At 64.0% G+C, this 20,882-nt stretch carries 20 protein-coding genes; 12 read left to right on the top strand and 8 right to left on the bottom strand.

What is annotated here, in order from left to right:
* Positions 1-46 precede the first annotated feature (46 nt).
* Positions 47-1,705, top strand: a complete 1,659-nt coding sequence (locus IFT60_RS22135; protein ID WP_192055802.1) for a CehA/McbA family metallohydrolase — start codon at positions 47-49, stop codon at positions 1,703-1,705.
* A gap of 251 nt (positions 1,706-1,956) precedes the next feature.
* On the opposite strand, the gene bfr is transcribed toward IFT60_RS22135, so the two are convergent.
* Together bfr and IFT60_RS22125 are read right to left on the bottom strand one after the other, a co-directional pair.
* Entirely contained in the window at positions 1,957-2,427 is a 471-nt protein-coding gene (gene bfr / locus IFT60_RS22130; protein WP_192055800.1) for a bacterioferritin, read from the bottom strand.
* 91 nt (positions 2,428-2,518) lie between these two features.
* Positions 2,519-2,731, bottom strand: a complete 213-nt coding sequence (locus IFT60_RS22125) for a (2Fe-2S)-binding protein (RefSeq protein WP_192055798.1) — start codon at positions 2,729-2,731, stop codon at positions 2,519-2,521.
* A gap of 212 nt (positions 2,732-2,943) precedes the next feature.
* Here IFT60_RS22125 and IFT60_RS22120 point away from each other — a divergent pair, with 212 nt between their 5' ends.
* The 4 genes from IFT60_RS22120 (at position 2,944) to IFT60_RS22105 (ending at position 6,042) form a co-directional block, all read left to right on the top strand.
* The gene (locus IFT60_RS22120; protein ID WP_136221979.1) at positions 2,944-3,201 is read left to right on the top strand and encodes a FeoA family protein; all 258 of its coding nucleotides are present in this window, start codon (positions 2,944-2,946) and stop codon (positions 3,199-3,201) included.
* Positions 3,202-3,204: 3 nt separating this feature from the next.
* The gene (gene feoB / locus IFT60_RS22115; RefSeq protein WP_192055796.1) at positions 3,205-5,082 is read left to right on the top strand and encodes a ferrous iron transporter B; all 1,878 of its coding nucleotides are present in this window, start codon (positions 3,205-3,207) and stop codon (positions 5,080-5,082) included.
* A 1-nt stretch (position 5,083) separates the two neighbouring features.
* On the top strand, positions 5,084-5,347 hold the full coding sequence (locus tag IFT60_RS22110; RefSeq protein ID WP_192055794.1) for a DUF6587 family protein: 264 nt from the start codon (positions 5,084-5,086) through the stop codon (positions 5,345-5,347).
* 155 nt (positions 5,348-5,502) lie between these two features.
* The gene (locus IFT60_RS22105) at positions 5,503-6,042 is read left to right on the top strand and encodes an REP-associated tyrosine transposase (protein WP_192055791.1); all 540 of its coding nucleotides are present in this window, start codon (positions 5,503-5,505) and stop codon (positions 6,040-6,042) included.
* Between the two features lie 207 nt (positions 6,043-6,249).
* On the opposite strand, the gene IFT60_RS22100 is transcribed toward IFT60_RS22105, so the two are convergent.
* Together IFT60_RS22100 and IFT60_RS22095 are read right to left on the bottom strand one after the other, a co-directional pair.
* Entirely contained in the window at positions 6,250-7,122 is an 873-nt protein-coding gene (locus tag IFT60_RS22100) for a DUF72 domain-containing protein (RefSeq protein ID WP_192055858.1), read from the bottom strand.
* 93 nt (positions 7,123-7,215) lie between these two features.
* The gene (locus tag IFT60_RS22095) at positions 7,216-8,805 is read right to left on the bottom strand and encodes a methyl-accepting chemotaxis protein (protein ID WP_229511081.1); all 1,590 of its coding nucleotides are present in this window, start codon (positions 8,803-8,805) and stop codon (positions 7,216-7,218) included.
* 183 nt (positions 8,806-8,988) lie between these two features.
* Here IFT60_RS22095 and IFT60_RS22090 point away from each other — a divergent pair, with 183 nt between their 5' ends.
* From IFT60_RS22090 to IFT60_RS22080, 3 genes are read left to right on the top strand one after another with little or no spacing between them, the layout of a single operon-like run.
* The gene (locus tag IFT60_RS22090) at positions 8,989-9,660 is read left to right on the top strand and encodes a glutathione S-transferase family protein (RefSeq protein ID WP_192055789.1); all 672 of its coding nucleotides are present in this window, start codon (positions 8,989-8,991) and stop codon (positions 9,658-9,660) included.
* A 5-nt stretch (positions 9,661-9,665) separates the two neighbouring features.
* Positions 9,666-10,442 carry a 5'-3' exonuclease gene (locus tag IFT60_RS22085; protein ID WP_192055787.1) on the top strand — a complete coding sequence of 259 codons (777 nt, stop codon included), beginning with the start codon at positions 9,666-9,668 and terminating at the stop codon, positions 10,440-10,442.
* 26 nt (positions 10,443-10,468) lie between these two features.
* Complete coding sequence (locus tag IFT60_RS22080; protein WP_192055785.1) at positions 10,469-10,876, top strand: response regulator; 408 nt, start codon at positions 10,469-10,471, stop codon at positions 10,874-10,876.
* Here the strand turns inward: IFT60_RS22080 and IFT60_RS22075 are convergent.
* A complete protein-coding gene (locus IFT60_RS22075) occupies positions 10,863-11,588 on the bottom strand; it encodes a GAF domain-containing protein (RefSeq protein ID WP_192055782.1) in 726 nt (241 codons plus the stop codon). The genes IFT60_RS22080 and IFT60_RS22075 overlap by 14 nt on opposite strands.
* A 232-nt stretch (positions 11,589-11,820) precedes the next feature.
* Between IFT60_RS22075 and IFT60_RS22070 the strand changes: the two genes are divergently transcribed.
* On the top strand, positions 11,821-13,632 hold the full coding sequence (locus IFT60_RS22070; RefSeq protein WP_192055780.1) for a sensor domain-containing phosphodiesterase: 1,812 nt from the start codon (positions 11,821-11,823) through the stop codon (positions 13,630-13,632).
* Between the two features lie 212 nt (positions 13,633-13,844).
* Here IFT60_RS22070 and IFT60_RS26970 read toward each other — a convergent pair whose 3' ends face one another.
* From IFT60_RS26970 to IFT60_RS22055, 3 genes are all read right to left on the bottom strand, one after another.
* Positions 13,845-15,503, bottom strand: coding sequence for a methyl-accepting chemotaxis protein (locus IFT60_RS26970; protein WP_192055777.1), 1,659 nt, complete (start codon positions 15,501-15,503; stop codon positions 13,845-13,847).
* Between the two features lie 248 nt (positions 15,504-15,751).
* Complete coding sequence (gene mnmA, locus IFT60_RS22060) at positions 15,752-16,864, bottom strand: tRNA 2-thiouridine(34) synthase MnmA (protein ID WP_192055775.1); 1,113 nt, start codon at positions 16,862-16,864, stop codon at positions 15,752-15,754.
* Between the two features lie 29 nt (positions 16,865-16,893).
* Positions 16,894-17,388 carry an NUDIX hydrolase gene (locus IFT60_RS22055; RefSeq protein ID WP_192055773.1) on the bottom strand — a complete coding sequence of 165 codons (495 nt, stop codon included), beginning with the start codon at positions 17,386-17,388 and terminating at the stop codon, positions 16,894-16,896.
* A 246-nt stretch (positions 17,389-17,634) separates the two neighbouring features.
* Here IFT60_RS22055 and IFT60_RS22050 point away from each other — a divergent pair, with 246 nt between their 5' ends.
* The 3 genes from IFT60_RS22050 to IFT60_RS22040 are packed head-to-tail and all read left to right on the top strand — an operon-like array spanning position 17,635 to position 20,568.
* A complete protein-coding gene (locus IFT60_RS22050) occupies positions 17,635-18,747 on the top strand; it encodes a Re/Si-specific NAD(P)(+) transhydrogenase subunit alpha (protein ID WP_192055770.1) in 1,113 nt (370 codons plus the stop codon).
* Between the two features lie 10 nt (positions 18,748-18,757).
* On the top strand, positions 18,758-19,099 hold the full coding sequence (locus tag IFT60_RS22045) for an NAD(P) transhydrogenase subunit alpha part 2 (RefSeq protein ID WP_192055768.1): 342 nt from the start codon (positions 18,758-18,760) through the stop codon (positions 19,097-19,099).
* Positions 19,096-20,568 (top strand): NAD(P)(+) transhydrogenase (Re/Si-specific) subunit beta, encoded by a 1,473-nt coding sequence (locus IFT60_RS22040; RefSeq protein ID WP_192055765.1) that lies wholly within the window; start codon positions 19,096-19,098, stop codon positions 20,566-20,568. The genes IFT60_RS22045 and IFT60_RS22040 overlap by 4 nt, the downstream gene beginning before the upstream one ends.
* The last annotated feature ends 314 nt before the right edge of the window (positions 20,569-20,882 follow it).

Here is a 20,882-nt window from a genome sequence, read left to right as displayed (position 1 = left end):
GCTCTGGCGCAAGTTGGACTCATAGTGCAATTGCAACAATTGCACTATGAAAACCTCACTCCATACCCCTGCCAAGCTCGCCCTGTTCCTGCTGTGCTTGTGCGCTCCCGGCGCCTTTGCAGCCATCGACGAACACAGCGAATTCGAAGCCACTTTATACGCACCGTATCGGGCGCCTGATCCCGGCAAGGGCGAGGCGCGCACCTTTACGCTGGCGTTCGATTATCCGAACGCGCGCCAGGCGCAAGTCGTCGACTGGCAGCTCGAACTGATCTCGCCGCGCGGCGTCGTCGTGCGCCGCTGGCAGGACAGCACGCCGCTGGCCGAACAACCCGTGACCGTCACGGTGCCGTGGTCTGGCCTCGATGCCGGCAAGCTGGCCGCCGGCGTCTACGGCGTGCGCCTGCGCGCGACCAGCCGCGACGCGCTCGCCAAGGCGCCCGCACCCGACGTGCACGAGCAACTGTGGCAGATCGAGATCGGGCCGCCGCAAGCGCCGGTACTGCCGCCGTTTGCGCCGCTGCCGAGCGGCCGCATTGGCCAGCCCGGCGTCGCCCCGGCCGCCGGCGCGCTGCCGTTTATCGTTTATCTCGGCAACCTGCACAGCCAGACCAACCACAGCGATGGCGGCGCCGAACTGTCCGACTGCAAGGGCGCGCAAGAGCCGCTGACGGCGAAGTACGGTCCCGATGCCGCCTTCGGCTACGCGAGAAAACACGGCCTCGACATCCTGGTCGCCTCCGAACACAACCACATGTACGATGGCTCCGACGGCACCAAAGCCGACACCGATCCGGCCGTGCCCAGGGCGCTGTACCGCAAGGGGCTGGACACCGCCGCCGGCTTCAATGCCGCCCATTCGGATTTCCTCGCCGTCTATGGCATGGAATGGGGCGTCATCAACAAGGGCGGCCACGTCAACATTTTTAATGGCACGCAGTTGCTGGGCTGGGAAAAGAACGCCAAGGGAGAACTGCTGGCCGACGTAGCGACGCCGCGCAGCGATTACGCGGCGCTGTACACGCTGATGCGCGAGCGCGGCTGGGTCGGTCAGTTCAACCATCCGTCGACCAGCGGCCAGTTCAGCGTGAATGGCACGGCGCTCGGCTATACGGCCGATGGCGACGAAGCGATGGCGCTCTGTGAGGTGGTCAACAGCACGGCGTTTTCGAAGAACGACAAGGAAGGCGAGACCCGCCGCAGCAATTTCGAGACGGCCTGTAACAAGATCCTGGAGGCCGGCTTCCACGTTGCCTTCAGCACCAACCAGGACAACCACTGCGCCAACTGGGGCACGGCCTACACCAACCGCACCGGCATCCTGATCCCGAACGGCGCCGCACTGAGCCAGGCCAGCTTCGTCGACGCGTTAAAGGCGCGGCGCGTGTTCGCAACCATGGACAAGGGCTCGCAACTGGTCCTGACGGCGAACGGCCGCATGATGGGCGAGCGTTTTACCAATACCGGTCCGCTGAACGTGGTGGCGCATTTCGCCAGCACGGCGGGCAAGCAGGTGGCCTCTGTGGCGATCATGGAAGGAGTGCCGGGACGCGGCGGGGTGGTGACGCAGATGTCGGACCAGGCGACTGTGAATTTCACGCCGTCGGCAGGCGCACATTTTTATTATGCGAAGGTGACGCAGGCGGATGGCAACATCCTGTGGTCGGCGCCGGTGTGGGTGACGCAGGAGGTGGAGGAAAAATGACCATGCCTGCAACCGTTGAGCACGTAGGGTGGGCGCCCCGTGCCCACGCGGAATGATGCGCAGAGATAGCGTTTTCTCGAACCCGAGCCTATGCAAAAACGCGGCAGGATTAAATGTCCTAACCATTTAATCCTGCCGCGTTCATGCGAGCGATGCAGCAGAAAGAACGCCGCAGGCCGTGCAAACGTCCGCGTGGGCTCGGAGAGCCCACCCTACGGTACGCACATGATTCGATTACAAATAGTGAATCATTACTCGACCATCTGGCTCTGCAAATAATTCTGGATCCCGACCTTCACGATCAAATCGAGCTGGGTCTCGAGCCACTCGATATGTTCTTCGGTGTCTTCCAGGATCACCAGCAGCAGGTCGCGCGACACGTAGTCGGCGGCGGCTTCGGCGGCGGCGATGCCTTCCTTGACGGTCAGCTGGGCGGCGCGCTCGAGTTTCAAGTCGGCGGCCAGCATTTCCTCGGTGTTTTCGCCGATCAGGAGTTTATGCAGCGCCTGCAGGTTCGGCAGGCCGTCGAGCATCAGGATGCGGTCGATCAGCTTGTCGGCATGCTTCATTTCGCCGATCGATTCGTCGTATTCCTTTTTGCCGAGCTTGAAAAAGCCCCAGTGGCGGTACATCCGCGCATGCAGGAAATACTGGTTGACGGCGGTGAGCTCGTTGGTCAGCTGCGCGTTGAGCAGCCGGATGACGTTGGGGTCGCCCTTCATGATATGCCTTGTTGTGGTTATGCGTTGCCACAACTATAGCAAAGAGGGCGAACGCGCGCGCCGGAAACCCGGCGGCGTGGAAGAAAGAAACTTACGCGGTTTGTGTGGCGCGGAAGCTCAGTTCGGTGACAACGGTCTTGCTGTCGAGCGCTTCGTGCAGGACTTCGCGGGCATAGCTGATGCACTTGCCGCAGTCGGTACCCAGGCCCAGTTCGGCGCGCAGGGCGGCGATCGAGGTAATGCCGAGGTCGACGGCCTGGCGGATTTCACGGTCGGAGATGTTGTTGCAGACGCAGACGATCATCGAAGTAGTCCCTGAAGCGTTAACTCAAGTTGTCACTTAAATAATGAGAATCGTTCTCATTCGTGTTCTATTCTGCGCAGTTTTTTCGACGGACGCAAGCGGTTTTGTCGTGTAATCGTTCTGCAAATAGAAATAATTCGCATTTAGGTTTATGATGCTAGTATCTGTCTCATCAGCGCTACAGGTGAGCACCACACACCGGAAACGTCATCATGACTCTAGTCCCCACTTTGACCACACTCGACGCCCTCAAGGCCGGGCAGAGTGCGACCGTGATCCACCTTGCGCCGCACGCACTCGGCGGCCAGGACGTGGCGCGCCGCCTGATGGAACTCGGCTTCGTGCCCGGCGAACGCATCCGCATGCTCAAACGCGGCCTGCCGGGCGGCCCGGTTGCCGTGAAGGTCGGCGAATCGACTTTCGCCCTGCGCAAGTTCGAAGCCGCACTCGTCTCGATCCAGCCGGAATAATCGATGGGTGTCATGGAACAACAGGTGGCGACGCGCTCGCCCCTGATCGCTTTGCTCGGCAATCCGAACTGCGGCAAGACGGCCCTGTTCAACCGACTCACCGGTGCGCGCCAGAAGGTCGCCAACTACGCCGGCGTCACCATCGAACGTAAAGAGGGCAGTTTTACCTCGCCGGCCGGACGCGCGCTGCGCGTGCTCGACCTGCCGGGCGCCTACAGCCTGTCCGCGCAAACCCCGGATGAAGCGATTACGCGCGACGTCGTCGCCGGCCTGCGCGCCGGGGAATCGGCGCCGGATGCGATCGTCTGTGTCGTCAATGCCACAAACCTGCGCCTGAATTTGCGCCTGGTGCTGGAAATCCAGCGCCTCGGCTTGCCGATGGTGCTGGCCCTGAACATGGTCGACGTCGCCAAAAAGCGCGGCATCGAGATCGATACCGTCAAACTGGCGCAGGAATTGAAGATGCCGGTGGTCGAGACCGTCGCCATCCAGGCCGGCGGCGAGCAAGCTCTTTTAGATGCGCTCGACCGCATGCCGTTTGAACACGTGACGCCGCAGCCGCTGGCCGCCATCGATGCCGTCCCGGTCGAACAAACCCAGCGCGAAGTGCGGCGCATTCTCGACGCCACCACCAGCTACGCCCACGACAAGGGCAACCTGTCGGAGAAAATCGACCAGGTGATCCTGCATCCGGTCGCCGGCCCGATCCTGCTGGCCGCGCTGATGTTCGTCATCTTCCAGGCCGTGTTCAGCTGGGCCGAAGCGCCGATGGATTTCATCACCGGGTCAGTGGAGGGCATCGGCGCCTGGATCGGCGAGGCCATGAGCGACGGACCGCTGCGCAGCCTGATCGTGGACGGCATCATCGCCGGCGTCGGCGGGGTGCTGGTGTTCCTGCCGCAGATCCTGATCCTGTTCTTCTTCATCCTGATCCTCGAAGACGTCGGCTACCTGCCGCGCGCTGCCTTCCTGCTCGACCGCATGATGGGCGGCGTCGGCCTCTCCGGGCGCGCCTTCATTCCGCTGCTGTCCTCGTTCGCCTGTGCGATTCCCGGCGTGATGGCCGCGCGCACGATCCAGAACCCGCGCGACCGCCTGGTGACGATCATGATCGCGCCGCTGATGACCTGCTCGGCGCGTTTGCCGGTGTACGCCTTGATCATCGCCGCCTTCATTCCCGAGCGCGACGTCGGCATTTTCAACTTGCAGGGCCTGGTGCTGTTCGCGCTGTACGCGCTCGGCATCGTTAGTGCGATGGGCGTGGCCTGGTACATGAAGCGCCGTAGCGGCGGCGCCCAGCATCCACTGCTGCTGGAGCTGCCGGCCTATCACTGGCCGCACCTGCCGACGCTGGCGCTGGGCCTGTGGGAGCGCGCCAAGATCTTCCTGATGCGCGTCGGGACGCTGATCCTCACCCTGATGATCCTGCTCTGGTTCCTCTCGAGCTTCCCGGGCGCACCCGAAGGCGCGACCCAGCCGCCGATCTATTACAGCGTGGCCGGCATGCTGGGGCGCGCGCTGGCGTTCATCTTCGAGCCGATCGGCTTCGGCTGGCAGATCTGCATCGCCCTGGTGCCCGGCATGGCCGCGCGCGAAGTGGCGGTCGGCGCCCTTGGCACCGTCTACGCGCTGTCCGGTTCCGGCGACGAGGTCGCCAACACGCTGGGGCCGCTGATCGGCGCTTCCTGGTCGCTGGCCACCGCCTTGTCGCTGCTGGCCTGGTACGTGTATGCGCCGCAGTGCATCGCGACCCTGTCGGTGGTGCGCCGCGAAACCGGCAGCGCCAAATATGCCTGGATGATGGCCGGCTACATGTTCGCGCTGGCGTATGTCGCCTCCTTCATCACCTACCGCGTCGCCCTGGCGCTGGGCGGCGGCTGACATGTGGCAGGAACTGGTCGTCGCGCTGGTGGTGGTGGTCGCTGCCGTCTACGTCGGCGCCAAATACCTGCCGGCGGCCTGGCGCATCCGCCTCGTCAACCGCCTCTCGCGCGGCGGCGCCGACTCGACGCTGGTGCGCTGGCTCGGTACCGCCGACAGCTGCGGCGGCGGGTGCAAGAGCTGCAATACCTGCGAGACGCCGGCTGAGCCGGCGGCGCCGGAGGGAAGTAAACATCGGGTGATCAAGCTGCACCAGAAACCTTGATGATGTCGAGCACGTAGGGTGGAGTCCCGACTCCACGCGTAAACGTTGCGCACCACCTGCTTGTCCGACTCCACGCGCCGGCAACTCAACCGTTCTGCGTCCCATTTGACCTGCCCCATCCACGGCTAACCGGCATCGCTTTACGATGCCGCACCATGCCCCGCTACCGCCGCCAATTCACTGGCACCACCTATTTCTTCACCGTCGTCGCCTACCAGCGTCGCCCCATCTTTTGCTCTCTATTGCTGCGCACATCTTTGCGCAACGCCATCCAAACGGTACGCACGACCCGTCCCTTCGTCATCGACGCCTGGGTGCTGATGCCTGATCACATGCACTGCATCTGGACGCTGCCCGAAGGCGACGACGATTATTCGACACGCTGGGCAGAGATCAAGCGTTACGTTACCAGTGCCTGCAGGAACGACTTGCATGACCCACGTCTGTTGACGCGAGCGGCGCGACAGCGCGGCGAGTCGACCATCTGGCAGCGGCGTTTTTGGGAGCACCAGATTCGCGATGAAGGCGATATGGAGCGCCACGTCGATTACATCCATTTCAATCCGGTCAAACACAGGCAGGTAGGGCAAGTAAGCGATTGGCCGTATTCGACCTTTCATCGGTACGTGCTCGAAGGGATATATTCTTGTGATTGGGCAGGATCGCCGGACATCGCGGAAGCGGATTTGGAATGAGCAGGGTGGTGCGCAGCGTTTACGCGTGGACTCGGGAGTCCACCCTACATTCGCGATCAATCAGCCGTCGCGTCATCCATTCGGGCGGGCGCGGTGAACATCAAACCGATCGCCAATGCGTGATATATCGGGAATGTAGGGTGGACTCCCGAGTCCACGCGTAACGCACGCAGACCACAATCGTCACGTCATCCAACGAACGAGGCGTCACCTCAACCCCAACGCCGCCAGCAACCTTTGCGCATCATACGGCGCGTGCACCTTGATATCGTTATCGAAGTAGCAGTACACATCGCGGCTGGCGCGCTGGGGCGGGGCGGAGGTGGAGGCGCACATGAAACCGTCCGGCTGGCCGCCGGTGCTCCAGGCGCGGATGCGCGCGGCCCAGCGGGCGGTCGCTTCGTCGTCGTAGCCGCTCGCGTATAACTCCTTGTCGCCGTGCAGGCGGATGTAGACGAAGTCGGCGGTCACGTCTTCCATGTACGGCCAGCGGCCCGCCGTGTCGGCCACCACCAGCGCCACGTTGTATTTGCGCAGCAGGGCAATGAAGCGGGCGTCGCGGAAGCTCTCGTGGCGGACCTCGACCGCGTGGCGCATCGGACGTCGTTCATCCATTTCGAGGAAGACCTTGCCTTCAATGCGCGGCTGGTGCCGGCGCGCGAGCGCGAGGCCGCTTTCCGTGTCCTGGGGCAGGATGCTGAGGAAGTGTTCGAAGCGCTCGGGGTCGAACTTGACCATCTCCGGGAACTGCCACAGGAAGGGACCGAGTTTTTCGCGCAGCGCGAACACGCCCGAAGCCAGCACGTTCGCCAGCGGCCCGTCGACGTCTTTCAACTTCAGCATGTGGGTGATGAAGCGGTTGCCCTTCACCGCGAACAGGAAGCCGGGCGGCGTCGCGGCGTACCAGGCGGCGTAGCTTTCCGGGCGCTGCAGCGAATAGAAGGAGCCGTTGATCTCGATCGTCGGCAACTGGCGCGAGGCGTAGTCGAGTTCGCGCGCCTGCGCCAGCTTGGGAGGATAGAACTTGCCGCGCCAGGGCGCATAGCGCCAGCCGGAGATGCCGATGTGGATGTTGGCCATGATTTTGCCCATGCCTGGCATCATAGAAGCGCAGGCGCGGCGGCCTCGGTGCGTTGCCGAACCGTGCCGAGGTAGGGATAGGAAGGCGCGCCCTTACGCCGCCAACAGCAGGTGCGATGCGCGCTGCGGCTCGCCTGCCGCGACCTTGAACACGCCGACGACCTCGGCCAGGCGCTCGGCCTGCAGGCGCATCGCCTCGGCCGAGGCGGCCGCTTCTTCGACCAGCGCGGCGTTCTTCTGGGTCACGCCGTCCATCTCGGCGATCGCCTGGTTGACCTGGCCGATGCCCGCTTCCTGCTCTTCGCTGGCGGCGGTGATCTCGGCGATGATCCCGTTCACCTGGCGCACGCTGCTGACGATTTCTCCCATTCTCGCGCCGGCGCTGCGCACCAGCGTGCTGCCGGCGGCGACGCGCTCCACCGAGTCGTCGATCAAGCCCTTGATTTCCTTCGCCGCCGCGGCCGAGCGCTGGGCCAGCGTGCGCACTTCGCCGGCCACCACCGCAAAGCCGCGCCCCTGCTCGCCCGCCCGCGCCGCCTCGACGGCCGCATTCAGGGCCAGGATGTTGGTCTGGAAGGCGATGGCGTCGATCACGCCGATGATGTCGACGATCTTGCGCGAGGACTGGTTGATCGCTTCCATCGTCTGCACCACCTGCTGCACGGCGTCGCCGCCGCGTACCGCCACTTCCGCCGCCGACGCCGACAGGCGGTTGGCGTGGCGCGCATGTTCGGCATTCTGCTGCACGGCGCTGGTCAGCTGTTCCATCGAGGAGGCGGTTTCCTCCAGTGCGGCTGCCTGCTGCTCGGTACGGCTCGACAGATCGAGGTTGCCGGCCGCGATCTGATTGGAAGCGCTGGCGATCGCGTGGATGCCGACGTCGACTTCGCCCACGATCTTGCCCAGGCTGCCGTTCATGTCGCGCAGCGCGCCCAGCAGGTGCGCCGTTTCATCGTTGCCGCGTACATGGATGACGGTGGTGAGGTCGCCCGCGGCCACCGTGCGCGCCAGGGTCACGGCGCGTCCCAGGCGGCGCGTGATGCTGCGCGAAAGCGACAGGCCGAACAGCATCAGTACGCTCGAGATGACCAGCGTGGCGGCCGAGAACCACAGAACGCGCGGCCAGAACACGGCGCCGACGGTGTCCATGTAGACGCCGGAACCGATCACCCAGTTCCAGTCCGCGACCCCCTTCACGTAGGACATCTTCGGCACCGGCGCGTCCTGGCCCGGCTTGGGCCACATGTAGGCGATGTAGCCGGCGCCATCCTTACGCACGACGTCGACCGCGACCGCGAACAGGCGCAGGCCGTTCGGGTCGGCGATCGCGCCGATGTCCTGGCCGTCGAGTTCCGGCTTCAACGGATGCATCATCATGCGCGGCTGCATGTCGTTGACCCAGAAATACTCGGAACCGCTGTAGCGCAGCGCCTTCAGTTCGGCCAGCGCGGCCGCCTGCGCCGCTTCTTTGGTGGTACTGCCCGTTGCGGCCGCCTTCTGGTGGCGTTCGACGATGCCCGCCGCCACCTCGACCGCCTGGCGCACGCCATGCCCGCGTTCTTCGAGGATCAGCTGGCGCTCGGACACCAGGAAGCAGGCGGCGACGATCGCCATGCCGAGGCCGGAACTGATGGTGAGCAGGGCCAGTTTCTGGGCGATGTTCAGACGAAAAAGAATGTTCATGGATGGAGGAAGGAAAGGGAGCGCGAGTGCAATTGCCAAATTTGATGAACTGGCATGCAGGGGTTGCGATTGTAAAACTTAAGTTGCATTAAAGGAACATTAATCATCAAAAATACGCATGCCTTTTTGTAACCACGCAACAGTGCTAAGCTAGCGCTCCCTCGTTCTTCCACGCGCGCGTCCATGATCACCGTCCATCACCTGAACAATTCGCGCTCGCAGCGCATCCTCTGGTTGCTCGAAGAACTGGGCCTGCCTTACGAAATCAAGAAATACCAGCGCGACCCGAAGACGATGCTGGCGCCGCCGGAACTGAAGGCCGTGCACCCGCTCGGCAAGTCGCCGGTGATCACCGATGGCGACACGGTCGTGGCCGAATCGGGCGCGATCGTCGACTACCTGATCGAGCGCTACGGCGACGGCCGGCTGGTGCCCGCGGCGGGAACGCCGGAAAAACTGAAGTACAATTTTTACCTGCACTTCGCCGAGGGCTCGGCCATGTCGCCGCTGCTGATGAAACTCGTGTTCGACCGGGTCGAGAACGGCCCGATGCCCTTCTTCGCCAAGCCGATCGCGCGCGCCATCGCGCGCAAAGTAAAAGACACGTTCATCAACCCGAACATCAAAGGCCAGCTCGACTACCTGGAGTCGGAACTGGCGACGCGCGACTGGTTCGCCGGCGGCGACCTGACCGGCGCCGACATCCAGATGAGTTTTCCGCTGGAGGCGGCGGCGTCGCGCGCCGGGCTCGGTGCACAATACCCGCGCCTGAGCGCGTTCCTGGCCCGCATCCACGCCCGTCCCGCTTACGTACGCGCCCTGGAACGCGGCGGCAAATACGACTACGCAAGGTAATCCGCATGGCCAAGCTGCTCGCGATCGACGGCCTGAACATCGTGCGCCGGGTCTACGAAGCCAGCCCGGAGCCCGACTCCGATCTAAAAGCCAGCATCGCCCTGCGCCACGCGTTCTCCTCGTTTCGCAACGTGCTGGAGGTGCACGCGCCGACCCACGTGCTGGCCGCATTCGACTATGGCGGCCGGACCTGGCGCCATGCGCTGTACCCGCGCTACCGCGAGCACCGCGCGCCGATGCCGGCGGTGCTGCGCGAGGCGCTGCCGGAATTCCAGGAACGCCTGCGCACGGCCGGAGTGCCGGTCGCGATGCTGCCGGAAGTCGAAGCCGACGACGTGGTCGCCACCTGCGTCATGCGCTGGCTGCAGGAAAACCGGGGAGAGGCGATCGTCGCCACCACCGACAAGGATTTGCACGTCCTGATCGCGCACGGCGCCCTGGTGTGGGATCATTTCAAGAACGAGTGGCACGACGACGCCTGGGTGCGCAACCGCTTCGGCGTGGCGCCGGAACTGCTGCACGATCTGCTGGCGCTGATGGGCGACGCCACCGACGGCGTGCCGGGCGTGTCCAAGATCGGGATGAAGACGGCGGCGCGCCTGCTCAATGCCTACGGCAGCCTGGATGCAGTCATGGCCGGCGCCGGCATCCTGAAGACGCCGCTCGGCGAACGCCTGCGCGCCGAGCGCGACATCCTGTACCTGTCGCGCGAACTGGTGCGACTGAAGACCGACGTGCGCCTGGGCGTCACCTGGAAGTCGCTGGCGTACGAGTCGCACTGAAACCCCGACACTGAAGGGACTGGACCATGCTGAAAGCCGTCATCGTCGATTCGAACGCCATCTCGCGTGGCCTGCTCAATACCGTGTTGACCGAAGGCGGCTACGAGGTCGTGGGCCAGGCGCACACCGGCCAGAATGCGCTGCTGCAGGCGGCCAAATTCCGGCCGCAAATCATGTGCATCGCGCGCGAGCAGGTGGAAGACGGCAGCAACGTCGTCGAGCAGCTGCGCGCGACGCTGCCGAAAACACTGGTCTTCATGGTCTCGGGCACCCTCGACGCGCCCACCATCGAGGCGGCGCTGGCGCGCGGCGTGCAGGGTTTTATCGTGAAACCGTTCAAGGCCGATACGGTGTTAAAGACCATCCGCAATACCGTCATCGCCGTGGTGCGCAAGCAGCAGGCCGGCAGTACGCCAGACGCTAGCGGCGCCTGATCTCCTCGGCCGCGATCTGCGTCAGTTCGCCCAGCGCGCGCATCTCGCGCTCGCGCAGGCGGCGCGGTTCCTTGTCCATCACGCACAGGGCGCCGAGCTTGAAACCCTCGTCGTCGACCAGCGGAAAGCCCGCATAAAAACGCACGTGCGGCGTGCCTACCACCAGCGGATTGCGCTGGAAACGGACGTCGAGCAGGGCGTCGGGCACCACCAGCGGGCCGGCCTGGTTAATCGTATGGTTGCAAAAGGCATCCTCGCGCGCGCTCTGCGGCAGTTCGAACCCGACCCGCGACTTGAACCACTGACGGTGCGCCGTGACCAGCGACAGCAATGCGATCGGGCATTCGGTGACTTGCGTGGCGAGCCAGGTCAGGCGGTCGAACACGGCCTCGGCTTCGCTGTCGACCAGGCCGGTCGCGCGCAGCGCCATCAGGCGCGCATGCTCGTGGCCGGGCAGGGCGCAGGCGGCGTCCGCCAGGAAGTCGCCCGGGTCGGCGCTGCCGGCCGTTACAGTGCCGCCGGCGCGTTCGCGCAGCAGCGTGCTGACGGCGGAGAGACGCACGCGGCGGTGACCCCCCGGCGTCTTCCAGGCCGGCAGCGCGCCGTTTTCGATCCACTGCTGGGCAGTGCTGACCGCGATGCCGAGCAGCTTGGCCGCTTCGCGCGTGGTGAGGACCGGATCGGCGCCGTCGTCGAGGCTGAATGAAACCATGGTTTTTATTTTCACGTAATCAATAATTGGTTGGTATTTTACTTGAGCAACAATATAAAATGCCGAAATTGATGATCGCAGCGCGCACGGGTTTGTTTCTTAGTCACAGTGTGGCGTATTTACGCGTCAATTCGTGATAATTAAGTTGACTTGAGGAAATTTGACGATCAAAATGGTGTTATCATCATTTTCGTCATATCTTTTGGCGTCGGCCAGCAAGGACCAATATTCCATGAGTCACCCCCTGCCGGCCCAGCTGGAAACAGCCCGCCTCGACGCCCTGCGCAAACTCGACCTGCTCGACACGCCGCCCAACGAGGCATTCGATCGCATCACGCGCATGGCTGCCCAGTTGTTCGGCTTGCCGATCGCCGCGGTGTCGCTGACCGACGTCGACCGCCAGTGGTTCAAGTCGCGCGTCGGCGTCGAGCATTGTTCGATCCCGCGCGAGAAAGCGCCGTGCGCACAGGTGGCTACCACCAGCAGCATGCTGGTCATTCCCGACCTGGCGCTCGACCCTTGCTACCGCACCAGCAACCTGGCCGCGACCGGCGTACGCTTCTATGCCGGTGCGCCATTGATGACGCGCGATGGCCATTGCCTGGGCGCGATGTGCGTGCTCGGTATCGAACCGCGCTCGATCAGTGCTGCCGAACGCACGGGTCTTGCCGACCTCGCCGCGATGGTGATGGCGCAAATCGAACTGCAGCACGCGATCGGCCGGATCGATCCGGTCAGCGGCATCCCGAACCGCAGCCAGTTCGTCGACGACCTGCGCGACCTGGCGCTCGACCGCCCGGCCGGCGAAACGCGCCTGGCCGCGCTGGTGAACCTGGCCACCCCCGAACAGATGAGCAGCGCGGTGCGCGCGATGGGCGCCGGCTTCGTCGACGACATCGTCACCGAGGCAGCGCGCATGCTGCGCGCGGCGCTCGGCCCCACGCGCAAGCTGTACCACGTGGCGCCGTTCCAGTTCGCCTTCCTGGCCGAGCCGGACGCCGACCTGGCGCGCTTTTGCGACTGGCTCGGCGCCTGGGTCGCGCTGCGCGCCGACAGTACCACGGCGCGCTTCGTCACCACCGCCACCGTTGGCGTGGCGCTGTTCACGACCGGCCAGGCCGAGCCGCAGGACCTGCTGCGCGACATGTACAGCGCAGCGCACGACGCCATCGAAGGCGCGCAGCGGGTGCGGGTCTTCTCGGCCGAGCAGAATGCGGCTTTCATGCGGCGATTTCGCCTCGCCAAGGACTTCGGCAGCGCGCTCGAGGACGACAGCCAGCTGCGCCTCGTGTTCCAGCCGAAAATCGAACTGGCGACCGGACGCTGCATCGGCGCCGAGGCGCTGCTGCGCTGGCGCCACCCGGTCCTGGGCGAAGTCTCGCCGGGCGAATTCATTCCCGTCGTCGAGCAAACTTCGCTGGCGCGCGCGACCACACGCTGGGTGCTCGAGCGCGCGCTGCGCCAGCTGGCCGCCTGGCAGCGCGCCGGCCTGGTGACGCAGGTGGCGGTCAACGTCTCGGCGGTGAACCTGCTGGAGCCGGACTTCTGCGCCCACGTGCTGGCCCGCCTGCAGGCGCACGGCCTGGCGCCGGGTGCGCTGGCCATCGAGATCACCGAAAGCGCGCTGATGTCGAACCGCACGCTGGCCGCCGCCACCCTGGAAGCCCTGGCCGCCAGCGGCGTGCAGCTGGCGATCGACGATTTCGGCACCGGTTACAGCAGCCTGGCCTACCTGCAGAGCGTACCGGCGAAGGTAGTCAAGATCGACCAGAGTTTTATACGCAACCTCGATAGCGACGAGCGCAAGCGCGCGCTGGTGGCGACCATGATCAAGCTCTCGCACGACCTCGGCCAGCTGGTCGTGGCCGAAGGCGTGGAAACGGCGCCGGTGGCGCGCTTCCTGGCCGACGCCGGCTGCGACCAGGTGCAGGGTTATCTGTATGCGCGCCCGCTGGCGCCGCAGCAGTTCGAGGAGTGGATCTGCGCGAAGTGGACGCTGGCGCGTCCGCGCAGGGCGAAGCAGGGGCAGGCGGCCTGCGCTTGAAGCGCCGGTTCGTAGGGTGGGCACTTGTGCCCACGCGGTACGGCGTCAGCGGTCACACGGCTTTCAATGAGGTGGAAGGCACGCGCTGCGAGAGCCTGGCTGATACGTTGCGGTATGCATAGGTACGACCGCGTGGGCACGAGTGCCCACCCTACCTTACCTCGGCGTTCCGGGACAATGCGGCGTTCCCCGGAACGCAGCCGCTTCAGCGATTAAAACTCATCCCAGCCGTCGACACCGGCGCCGGCCAGCTGCATGTTGCGCGGCGTTGCGCGCACGGTCGCCGGTTGTACCCGGCGCGCTGCCGGCATGGCCGCTTGCCCCTCGTCCCCAATGTTAAACACGGCCACCGTGCTCGCCAGCGCCGCCGCCTGGCTGCGCATGGCGTCGGCCGCGGCCGAGGTTTCCTCGACCAGCGCGGCGTTCTGCTGGGTCACCTGGTCCATCTGGGTGACGGCCTGGTTGATCTGCTCGATGCCGGCGCTCTGCTCGCGGCTGGCGGCGCTGATTTCTCCCATGATGTCGGTGACGCGGCGGACGCTGGCCACGATCTCTTCCATCGTCGCACCGGCCTCGTTGACCAGGCGGCTGCCGTCGCCGACCTTGCTGTTCGAGTCGGCGATCAGGGCCTTGATGTCCTTGGCCGCCGCGGCCGAGCGCTGCGCCAGGTTGCGCACCTCGGCGGCGACGACCGCGAAGCCGCGGCCCTGTTCGCCGGCGCGCGCCGCTTCGACGGCGGCGTTCAGCGCCAGGATATTGGTCTGGAAGGCGATGCCGTCGATGACGCCGATGATGTCGGCGATGCGGCTCGACGACGCGGCGATCGCGTCCATCGTGCCCACCACCTGTTTGACGACGTCGCCGCCACGCGCGGCCACCGTCGACGCGGTGTCGGCCAGCGTGCTGGCCTGGCGCGCGTTATCCGCATTCTGTTTCACGGTCGAGGTCAGCTCTTCCATCGAGGACGCCGTTTCCTCGAGCGCGCTGGCCTGCTCCTCGGTGCGGCTCGACAGGTCGAGGCTGCCCGCCGCCACCTGCGACGAGGCGGTAGCGATCAGCTCGGTGCCGTCGCGCACCGTCGAGACGGTCGTGCGCAGGCTGTCGTTCATCTTTTTCAGGGCGGCGAGCAGCTGGCCCAGCTCGTCGCTGGTGGTGACCTCGATCCGGCTGGTGAGGTCGCCGGCGGCCACCGTCTCGGCCACGGCGAGGGCGCGCGCGACCGGCACCGTGATCGACGAGGTGATGCGCCAGGCGATGAACGCGGCGAGGGCGAAGATGGCCGCGCTCATGCCGATCATCATGTTCAGGGTGCTGGCGTAGGTCTGTTTGGCTTCGGCCACTGCCTTGTCGGCCAGTTCCTTTTGCATCGCGATCTGGCCGTCGATCACCTTGCGGTATTCGCCCAGCAGCGGGCGGTATTGTTTGACGAGATAGTCCGATGCGCCGGCAATGTCGTCGGCGCCGATGCGGCGCAGCAGTTCGTCCTGGGCGGCGACCGCTTGCGCGTTGTAATCGAGGCTTTGCTTCAACAGCGCCTTGCCCTGTTCGCTCACGATCACGCCCTGCAATCTGGTGAAGGTGGCGCCGATGGCGGCGCGTGCGCGCTCGACTTCGGCTTGCTGGGTCTTGCGGTCGGCCGCATCGGCGTTCAGCAGCATGTTGCGCAGCGCGATCGAGATGTTGTTGACCTCGGTAAGCACGGCATTCGATGCCTCGATCTTCGGCATGTAGTTATGGACGATGACCTCGGTGCCGGCATTGATGCGGCCGAGCATGGTCGTGCCGAACACGACAATGACGAGGAGGAAGGCGCACAGGATGGCGAAGCCCGCAAACAGTCGGGTGCGGACGCGCAGATTCGAGAGGTTCATGATTGACGTTTTCTAGTGATAGTCGGCGGCGAGGGCAGCACGTCCCTGATTTGATTTCCGCACGGAAATTAGAATAACGTCTCTAGCTGATAAAACTTAATACGTGATCGAAAAAAACTGCCGATTTTTCCGATTCATGAAAAATCTGTTAATGGATTGGTGCGGCGCTGCAACGGTTTATTGTCCCGTACGATCAAAAAAAAGACCGGCAATGCCGGTCTTCAGTTCGATGCAGCCAGCGGTAACGCTCAGCCCGGCACCGCGCTGGCGCCGTCGATGATGCCGCCGCCCAGGCAAATGTCGCCGTCATACAGCACCGCCGACTGCCCCGGCGTGACCGCCCATTGGGGGTCGGTGAAGTCGAGCGCGAAGCGGTCTAGCCCTTCGGCCGCCACCGTGCAGGACACGTCGGCCTGGCGGTAGCGCGTCTTGGCCGACAGCAGGCCAGGGGCCGGCGGCTCGCCCGCGACCCAGCTGGCCTGGCCGGCTTCGAGGCGGGCCGACAACAGCCACGGGTGATCATGGCCCTGCACGATGTACAGCGTGTTGGTGGCGATGTCCTTGCGCGCGACGAACCATGGTTCGCTGGTGCCGTCGTCGTTGCGGTGCGATTTCAGGCCGCCGATGCCGATGCCCTTGCGCTGGCCCAGCGTATAGAACGACAGGCCGATGTGTTCGCCCACGGTCTGGCCGTTGTCGAGCTTCATCGGGCCCGGCTTGTGCGACAGATACCGGTTCAGGAAGTCGCGGAACGGGCGTTCGCCGATAAAGCAGATACCGGTCGAATCCTTCTTGGCCGCGTTTGGCAAGTTCAATTTTTCGGCGATCTTGCGCACTTCCGTCTTCAGGATTTCGCCCAGCGGGAACAGCGATTTCGACAGCTGCGCCTGGTTCAGGCGGTGCAGGAAATAGCTTTGATCCTTGGTATGGTCGAAGGCTTTTAATAGTTCGAACTTGCCGGCGCTGTTTTCGCGTACGCGCGCGTAGTGGCCGGTGGCGATCAGGTCGGCGCCGAGTTTCATCGCGTGGTCGAGGAAAGCCTTGAACTTGATTTCTGCATTGCACAGCACGTCGGGATTGGGCGTGCGGCCGGCCTGGTATTCCCGCAGGAATTCGGCGAAGACACGGTCCTTGTATTCGGCGGCGAAATTGACCGCCTCGATGTCGACCCCGACCACGTCGGCCACGCTGGCCGCGTCGATCCAGTCCTGGCGCGTCGAGCAGTATTCGGAATCGTCGTCGTCTTCCCAATTCTTCATGAACAGGCCGATGACTTCATATCCCTGTTCTTTCAGCATCCAGGCCGCGACCGAGGAGTCGACGCCGCCCGACATCCCGATCACGACTTTTTTCTTGCGCATGTTACGTTCCCGCTCTTGTGTCTACTTCGTTACGTCTGATTCGCCAGCGTCTCTTCGAACACCGACGGGTGAGTGTACAGCAGGGCCAGGTCGGTACGCCGGCCGGCCAGGTAATCGTCCACACATTGCAGCACGATCGGGCTGCGGTGGCGCTCGCTCGATGCGGCGATCTCGTCGCGCGTCATCCACAGGGTGCGCAGGATGCCGTCGTCGAGCGGCTGGTCGTACTGCTTGCCGGCCATGCCGCAAAAGGTGAAGCGTAAATAAGTGATATCGGCATTGCGCGACTTCGAGTAATAGCGCGACATGTACATGCCGACCAGTCCGGTCGGGATGAATTCGTGCGCCGTCTCTTCCATCGCTTCGCGCACGACCGCCTGCTCGAGCGATTCGCCCGGATCGAGATGGCCGGCCGGCTGGTTCAGCTTGATGCCTTCGCTCGTCTCTTCCTCGATCAGGAGGAAACGGCCATCGCGTTCGATGATGGCGGCAACGGTGACTGACGGTCTGAAGGTATGGGTCATGCGCGTCCTCGACAAATGAGCCGATATTCTACAGCGCCCTTCAAAGCGTTGCTTGCAAGTACCTGTGCAGTGCAACAAAAAAGCGTCAATTGCAGCGATTTGATACAAAAAAGGGCAGCAATGTGGCCAGGTTGTATCGTATTTACCCACAACGCATGACACCTGCCGAGGCAGGTGCGGGGAATGACAAAAAGGCCATGTTTACGTGGTAGATTGTGAACAGAACACCAACATGAGGAGGAATGCATGAGAATCGGCATTCCGGCCGAAACACGGCCGGGCGAGACCCGCGTAGCGGCAACTCCGGAAACAGTGAAGAAACTGGCGAGTAAACACCAGGTCGTGGTGCAGTCCGGCGCCGGTGTTCACGCCGCCGTTACCGACGAGGCGTATGTTGCCGCCGGCGCCACGGTCGGCAGCGCGGACGATGCGTTCGGTTGCGAGATGGTCCTCAAGGTACGTGCCCCCATTGAGTCCGAACGCGCGCGCATGCGTCCCGGCACCGTGCTGATCGGCATGCTCAATCCGTTCGACAAGGACAACACCGCCGCCATGGCGGCCAGCCGCATCAGCGCCTTTGCGCTGGAAGCGGCGCCGCGCATCAGCCGCGCGCAGTCGATGGACGTACTGTCCTCGCAGGCGAACATCGCCGGCTACAAGGCCGTCATGCTCGCTGCAAATACCTATCAACGCTTCATGCCGATGCTGATGACCGCCGCCGGCACCGTGAAAGCGGCGCGCGTGCTGATCATGGGTGTCGGCGTGGCCGGCTTGCAGGCGATCGCCACGGCGAAACGCCTGGGCGCGGTGATCGAAGCATCCGACGTGCGCCCGCCGGTGAAAGAGCAGGTCGAGTCGCTCGGCGCCAAGTTCATCGACGTGCCATTCATGACCGACGAAGAGCGCGAGATTGCCCAAGGCGTGGGCGGCTATGCGCGGCCGATGCCGGCCGACTGGATCCGCCGGCAAGGAGAATTGGTGCACGAGCGGGCCAAACTGGCCGACATCATCATCACCACCGCCCTGATTCCGGGGCGCGCGGCGCCGACCCTGATCCGCGAAGAAACCGTGATGGCGATGAAGCCCGGTTCCGTCATCGTCGACATGGCGATCGAGCAGGGCGGCAACTGCCCGCTGACGGAACCGGGCAAAACGGTTATTAAACATGGCGTCCACATCATCGGCGAGCCGAACCTGGCGGCGCTGGTCGCGGCCGACGCCTCGGCGCTGTATGCGCGCAACGTGCTCGACTTTTTAAAGCTGGTGTTCGATAAGGAAGACAAGTTCACCATCGACCTGGAGGACGAGATCGTGCGCGCGACGCTGCTCTGCCACCAGGGCGAGACGCTGCGCGCCTAAAGGAGACGACATGGAAATCAGCCACACCATCATCAACCTGATCATCTTCGTGCTGGCGATCTACGTCGGCTACCACGTCGTCTGGACCGTGACCCCGGCGCTGCACACGCCGCTGATGGCGGTGACCAACGCGATTTCCGCCATCATCATCGTCGGCGCCATGCTGGCGGCCGGCCTCACCGAAGGGGTGCTGGGCCAGACGATGGGAACGGTCGCCGTCGCCCTGGCCGCGGTGAATGTGTTCGGCGGCTTCCTGGTTACCCAGCGCATGCTGGAGATGTTCAAGAAGAAGGAGCCGAAGCGGCCGCTTGACGCCGCTTCCGCCAAGCCGGCCCAGAAGGAGGCCGCATGAACGCCATCAGCATGAACATGGTCACGCTGCTCTACCTGGTCGCCTCGGTCTGCTTCATCCAGGCCTTGAAGGGGCTGTCGTCGCCATCGTCGGCGCGCATGGGCAATACTTTCGGAATGGCCGGCATGGCGATCGCCGCCGTCACCACGGTGGCCCTGATCCTGAAACTGCAGGCGGAGTTTGCCGCCGCGGACAGCGCGCGCAGCGGCGGCATGGGTTTTAGCCTGGTGCTGCTGGGCGTGGTGGTGGGCGGCGCGATCGGGGCGTATGCGGCGAAAAAGGTCGAGATGACCAAGATGCCGGAACTGGTAGCGGCGATGCACTCGCTGATCGGCCTGGCGGCCGTGTGCATCGCGGTGGCGGCCGTGTCCGAACCCTGGGCCTTCAATATCGCCGAGCGCGGCGGTGCGCTGCCGTTCGGCAACCGGCTGGAACTGTTCATCGGCACCTTTGTCGGCGCCGTGACCTTTTCCGGTTCCGTGATCGCCTTCGGCAAGCTGTCGGGCAAATACAAATTCCGCCTGTTCCAGGGCGCGCCGGTGCGATTCAAAGGCCAGCACATCCTGAACCTCGTCATCGCCATCGCCATCATCGCACTCGGGCTGGTGTTCTGCTTTTCCGATGCGGTGGAACCGGCCTGGACGCCGTTCGCGATCATGGCTGCGCTCTCGTTTGTGCTGGGCGTATTGATCATCATCCCGATCGGCGGCGCCGACATGCCGGTGGTGGTGTCGATGCTGAACTCGTATTCGGGCTGGGCGGCGGCCGGCATCGGCTTCTCGCTGAACAATTCGATGCTGATCATCGCCGGCTCGCTGGTGGGCTCGAGCGGCGCCATCCTCTCGTACATCATGTGCAAGGCGATGAACCGCTCGTTCTTCAACGTGATCCTGGGCGGTTTCGGCGGCGAGGCGACGGCGGCCAGTGGCGCCGCGCAGGAACAGCGCCCGGTGAAATCCGGTTCGGCCGAAGACGCCGCTTTTATTTTGCAAAACGCCGAATCGGTCATCATCGTCCCCGGCTACGGCCTGGCGGTGGCGCGCGCCCAGCATTCGGTCAAAGAGCTGGTCGACAAGCTGACCGAACACGGCGTGACCGTGCGCTACGCGATCCACCCGGTGGCGGGGCGCATGCCTGGCCACATGAACGTGCTGCTGGCTGAAGCCGAAGTGCCCTACGACCAGGTGGCGGAGATGGAAGACATTAACGGCGAATTTGGCCAGACCGACGTGGTGCTGGTGCTGGGTGCGAACGACGTCGTCAACCCGGCCGCGAAAGACCCAAAATCGCCGATCGCCGGCATGCCGATCCTGGAAGCGTACAAGGCGAAAAGCATCATCGTCAACAAGCGCTCAATGGCTTCGGGCTATGCGGGGTTGGACAACGATTTGTTCTACATGCCGAACACGATGATGGTGTTTGGCGACGCCAAGAAGGTGATCGAGTCGATGGTGAAGGCGGTGGAGTAAGGGACGGTTGTTGTCGTGTACACCACGGGCCGAAGTGTAACGTAGAGGGTGTGAAAAAAACGTCAGGGCAAGGTGCCGAGTCGAAGACAGTACGAGGGTACGGCGAGACGAGGCAACGCAGCCATGGCGATTTTTTCACATCCTCGTAGGGTAGGCATGCCCACGCGGACGTTCGCATCAGGTTGGCCCACAAACGCGGTAACGGCCGGTGATTAAACCGACACGTTATCGCGGATCATTCGAACGCTTTACCGGAATTCGACCGCGTTGGTTTAAAACGATGCAAACATGGTGCGCCGTCCCGCGTGGGCATG

The organism is Massilia sp. CFBP 13721, assembly GCF_014842025.1.
Classification (GTDB): domain Bacteria; phylum Pseudomonadota; class Gammaproteobacteria; order Burkholderiales; family Burkholderiaceae_D; genus Telluria.
Note: the sequence above shows the minus strand (reverse complement) of the source record. Positions and strands in the feature narration are given on the sequence as shown.

What these genes read in the sequence shown, in the direction of transcription:
- IFT60_RS22070 (WP_192055780.1), top strand. Translation starts at nt 11,821, where the DNA reads ATGAGTCACCCCCTGCCGGCCCAGCTGGAAACAGCCCGCCTCGACGCC.
- bfr (WP_192055800.1), bottom strand. Translation starts at nt 2,427, where the DNA reads ATGAAGGGCGACCCCAACGTCATCCGGCTGCTCAACGCGCAGCTGACC.
- IFT60_RS22125 (WP_192055798.1), bottom strand. Translation starts at nt 2,731, where the DNA reads ATGATCGTCTGCGTCTGCAACAACATCTCCGACCGTGAAATCCGCCAG.
- IFT60_RS22085 (WP_192055787.1), top strand. Translation starts at nt 9,666, where the DNA reads ATGGCCAAGCTGCTCGCGATCGACGGCCTGAACATCGTGCGCCGGGTC.
- IFT60_RS22045 (WP_192055768.1), top strand. Translation starts at nt 18,758, where the DNA reads ATGGAAATCAGCCACACCATCATCAACCTGATCATCTTCGTGCTGGCG.
- IFT60_RS22090 (WP_192055789.1), top strand. Translation starts at nt 8,989, where the DNA reads ATGATCACCGTCCATCACCTGAACAATTCGCGCTCGCAGCGCATCCTC.
- IFT60_RS22120 (WP_136221979.1), top strand. Translation starts at nt 2,944, where the DNA reads ATGACTCTAGTCCCCACTTTGACCACACTCGACGCCCTCAAGGCCGGG.
- mnmA (WP_192055775.1), bottom strand. Translation starts at nt 16,864, where the DNA reads ATGCGCAAGAAAAAAGTCGTGATCGGGATGTCGGGCGGCGTCGACTCC.
- IFT60_RS22095 (WP_229511081.1), bottom strand. Translation starts at nt 8,805, where the DNA reads ATGAACATTCTTTTTCGTCTGAACATCGCCCAGAAACTGGCCCTGCTC.
- feoB (WP_192055796.1), top strand. Translation starts at nt 3,205, where the DNA reads ATGGGTGTCATGGAACAACAGGTGGCGACGCGCTCGCCCCTGATCGCT.
- IFT60_RS22105 (WP_192055791.1), top strand. Translation starts at nt 5,503, where the DNA reads ATGCCCCGCTACCGCCGCCAATTCACTGGCACCACCTATTTCTTCACC.
- IFT60_RS22055 (WP_192055773.1), bottom strand. Translation starts at nt 17,388, where the DNA reads ATGACCCATACCTTCAGACCGTCAGTCACCGTTGCCGCCATCATCGAA.
- IFT60_RS22100 (WP_192055858.1), bottom strand. Translation starts at nt 7,122, where the DNA reads ATGGCCAACATCCACATCGGCATCTCCGGCTGGCGCTATGCGCCCTGG.
- IFT60_RS22110 (WP_192055794.1), top strand. Translation starts at nt 5,084, where the DNA reads ATGTGGCAGGAACTGGTCGTCGCGCTGGTGGTGGTGGTCGCTGCCGTC.
- IFT60_RS26970 (WP_192055777.1), bottom strand. Translation starts at nt 15,503, where the DNA reads ATGAACCTCTCGAATCTGCGCGTCCGCACCCGACTGTTTGCGGGCTTC.
- IFT60_RS22135 (WP_192055802.1), top strand. Translation starts at nt 47, where the DNA reads ATGAAAACCTCACTCCATACCCCTGCCAAGCTCGCCCTGTTCCTGCTG.
- IFT60_RS22075 (WP_192055782.1), bottom strand. Translation starts at nt 11,588, where the DNA reads ATGGTTTCATTCAGCCTCGACGACGGCGCCGATCCGGTCCTCACCACG.
- IFT60_RS22080 (WP_192055785.1), top strand. Translation starts at nt 10,469, where the DNA reads ATGCTGAAAGCCGTCATCGTCGATTCGAACGCCATCTCGCGTGGCCTG.
- IFT60_RS22040 (WP_192055765.1), top strand. Translation starts at nt 19,096, where the DNA reads ATGAACGCCATCAGCATGAACATGGTCACGCTGCTCTACCTGGTCGCC.
- IFT60_RS22050 (WP_192055770.1), top strand. Translation starts at nt 17,635, where the DNA reads ATGAGAATCGGCATTCCGGCCGAAACACGGCCGGGCGAGACCCGCGTA.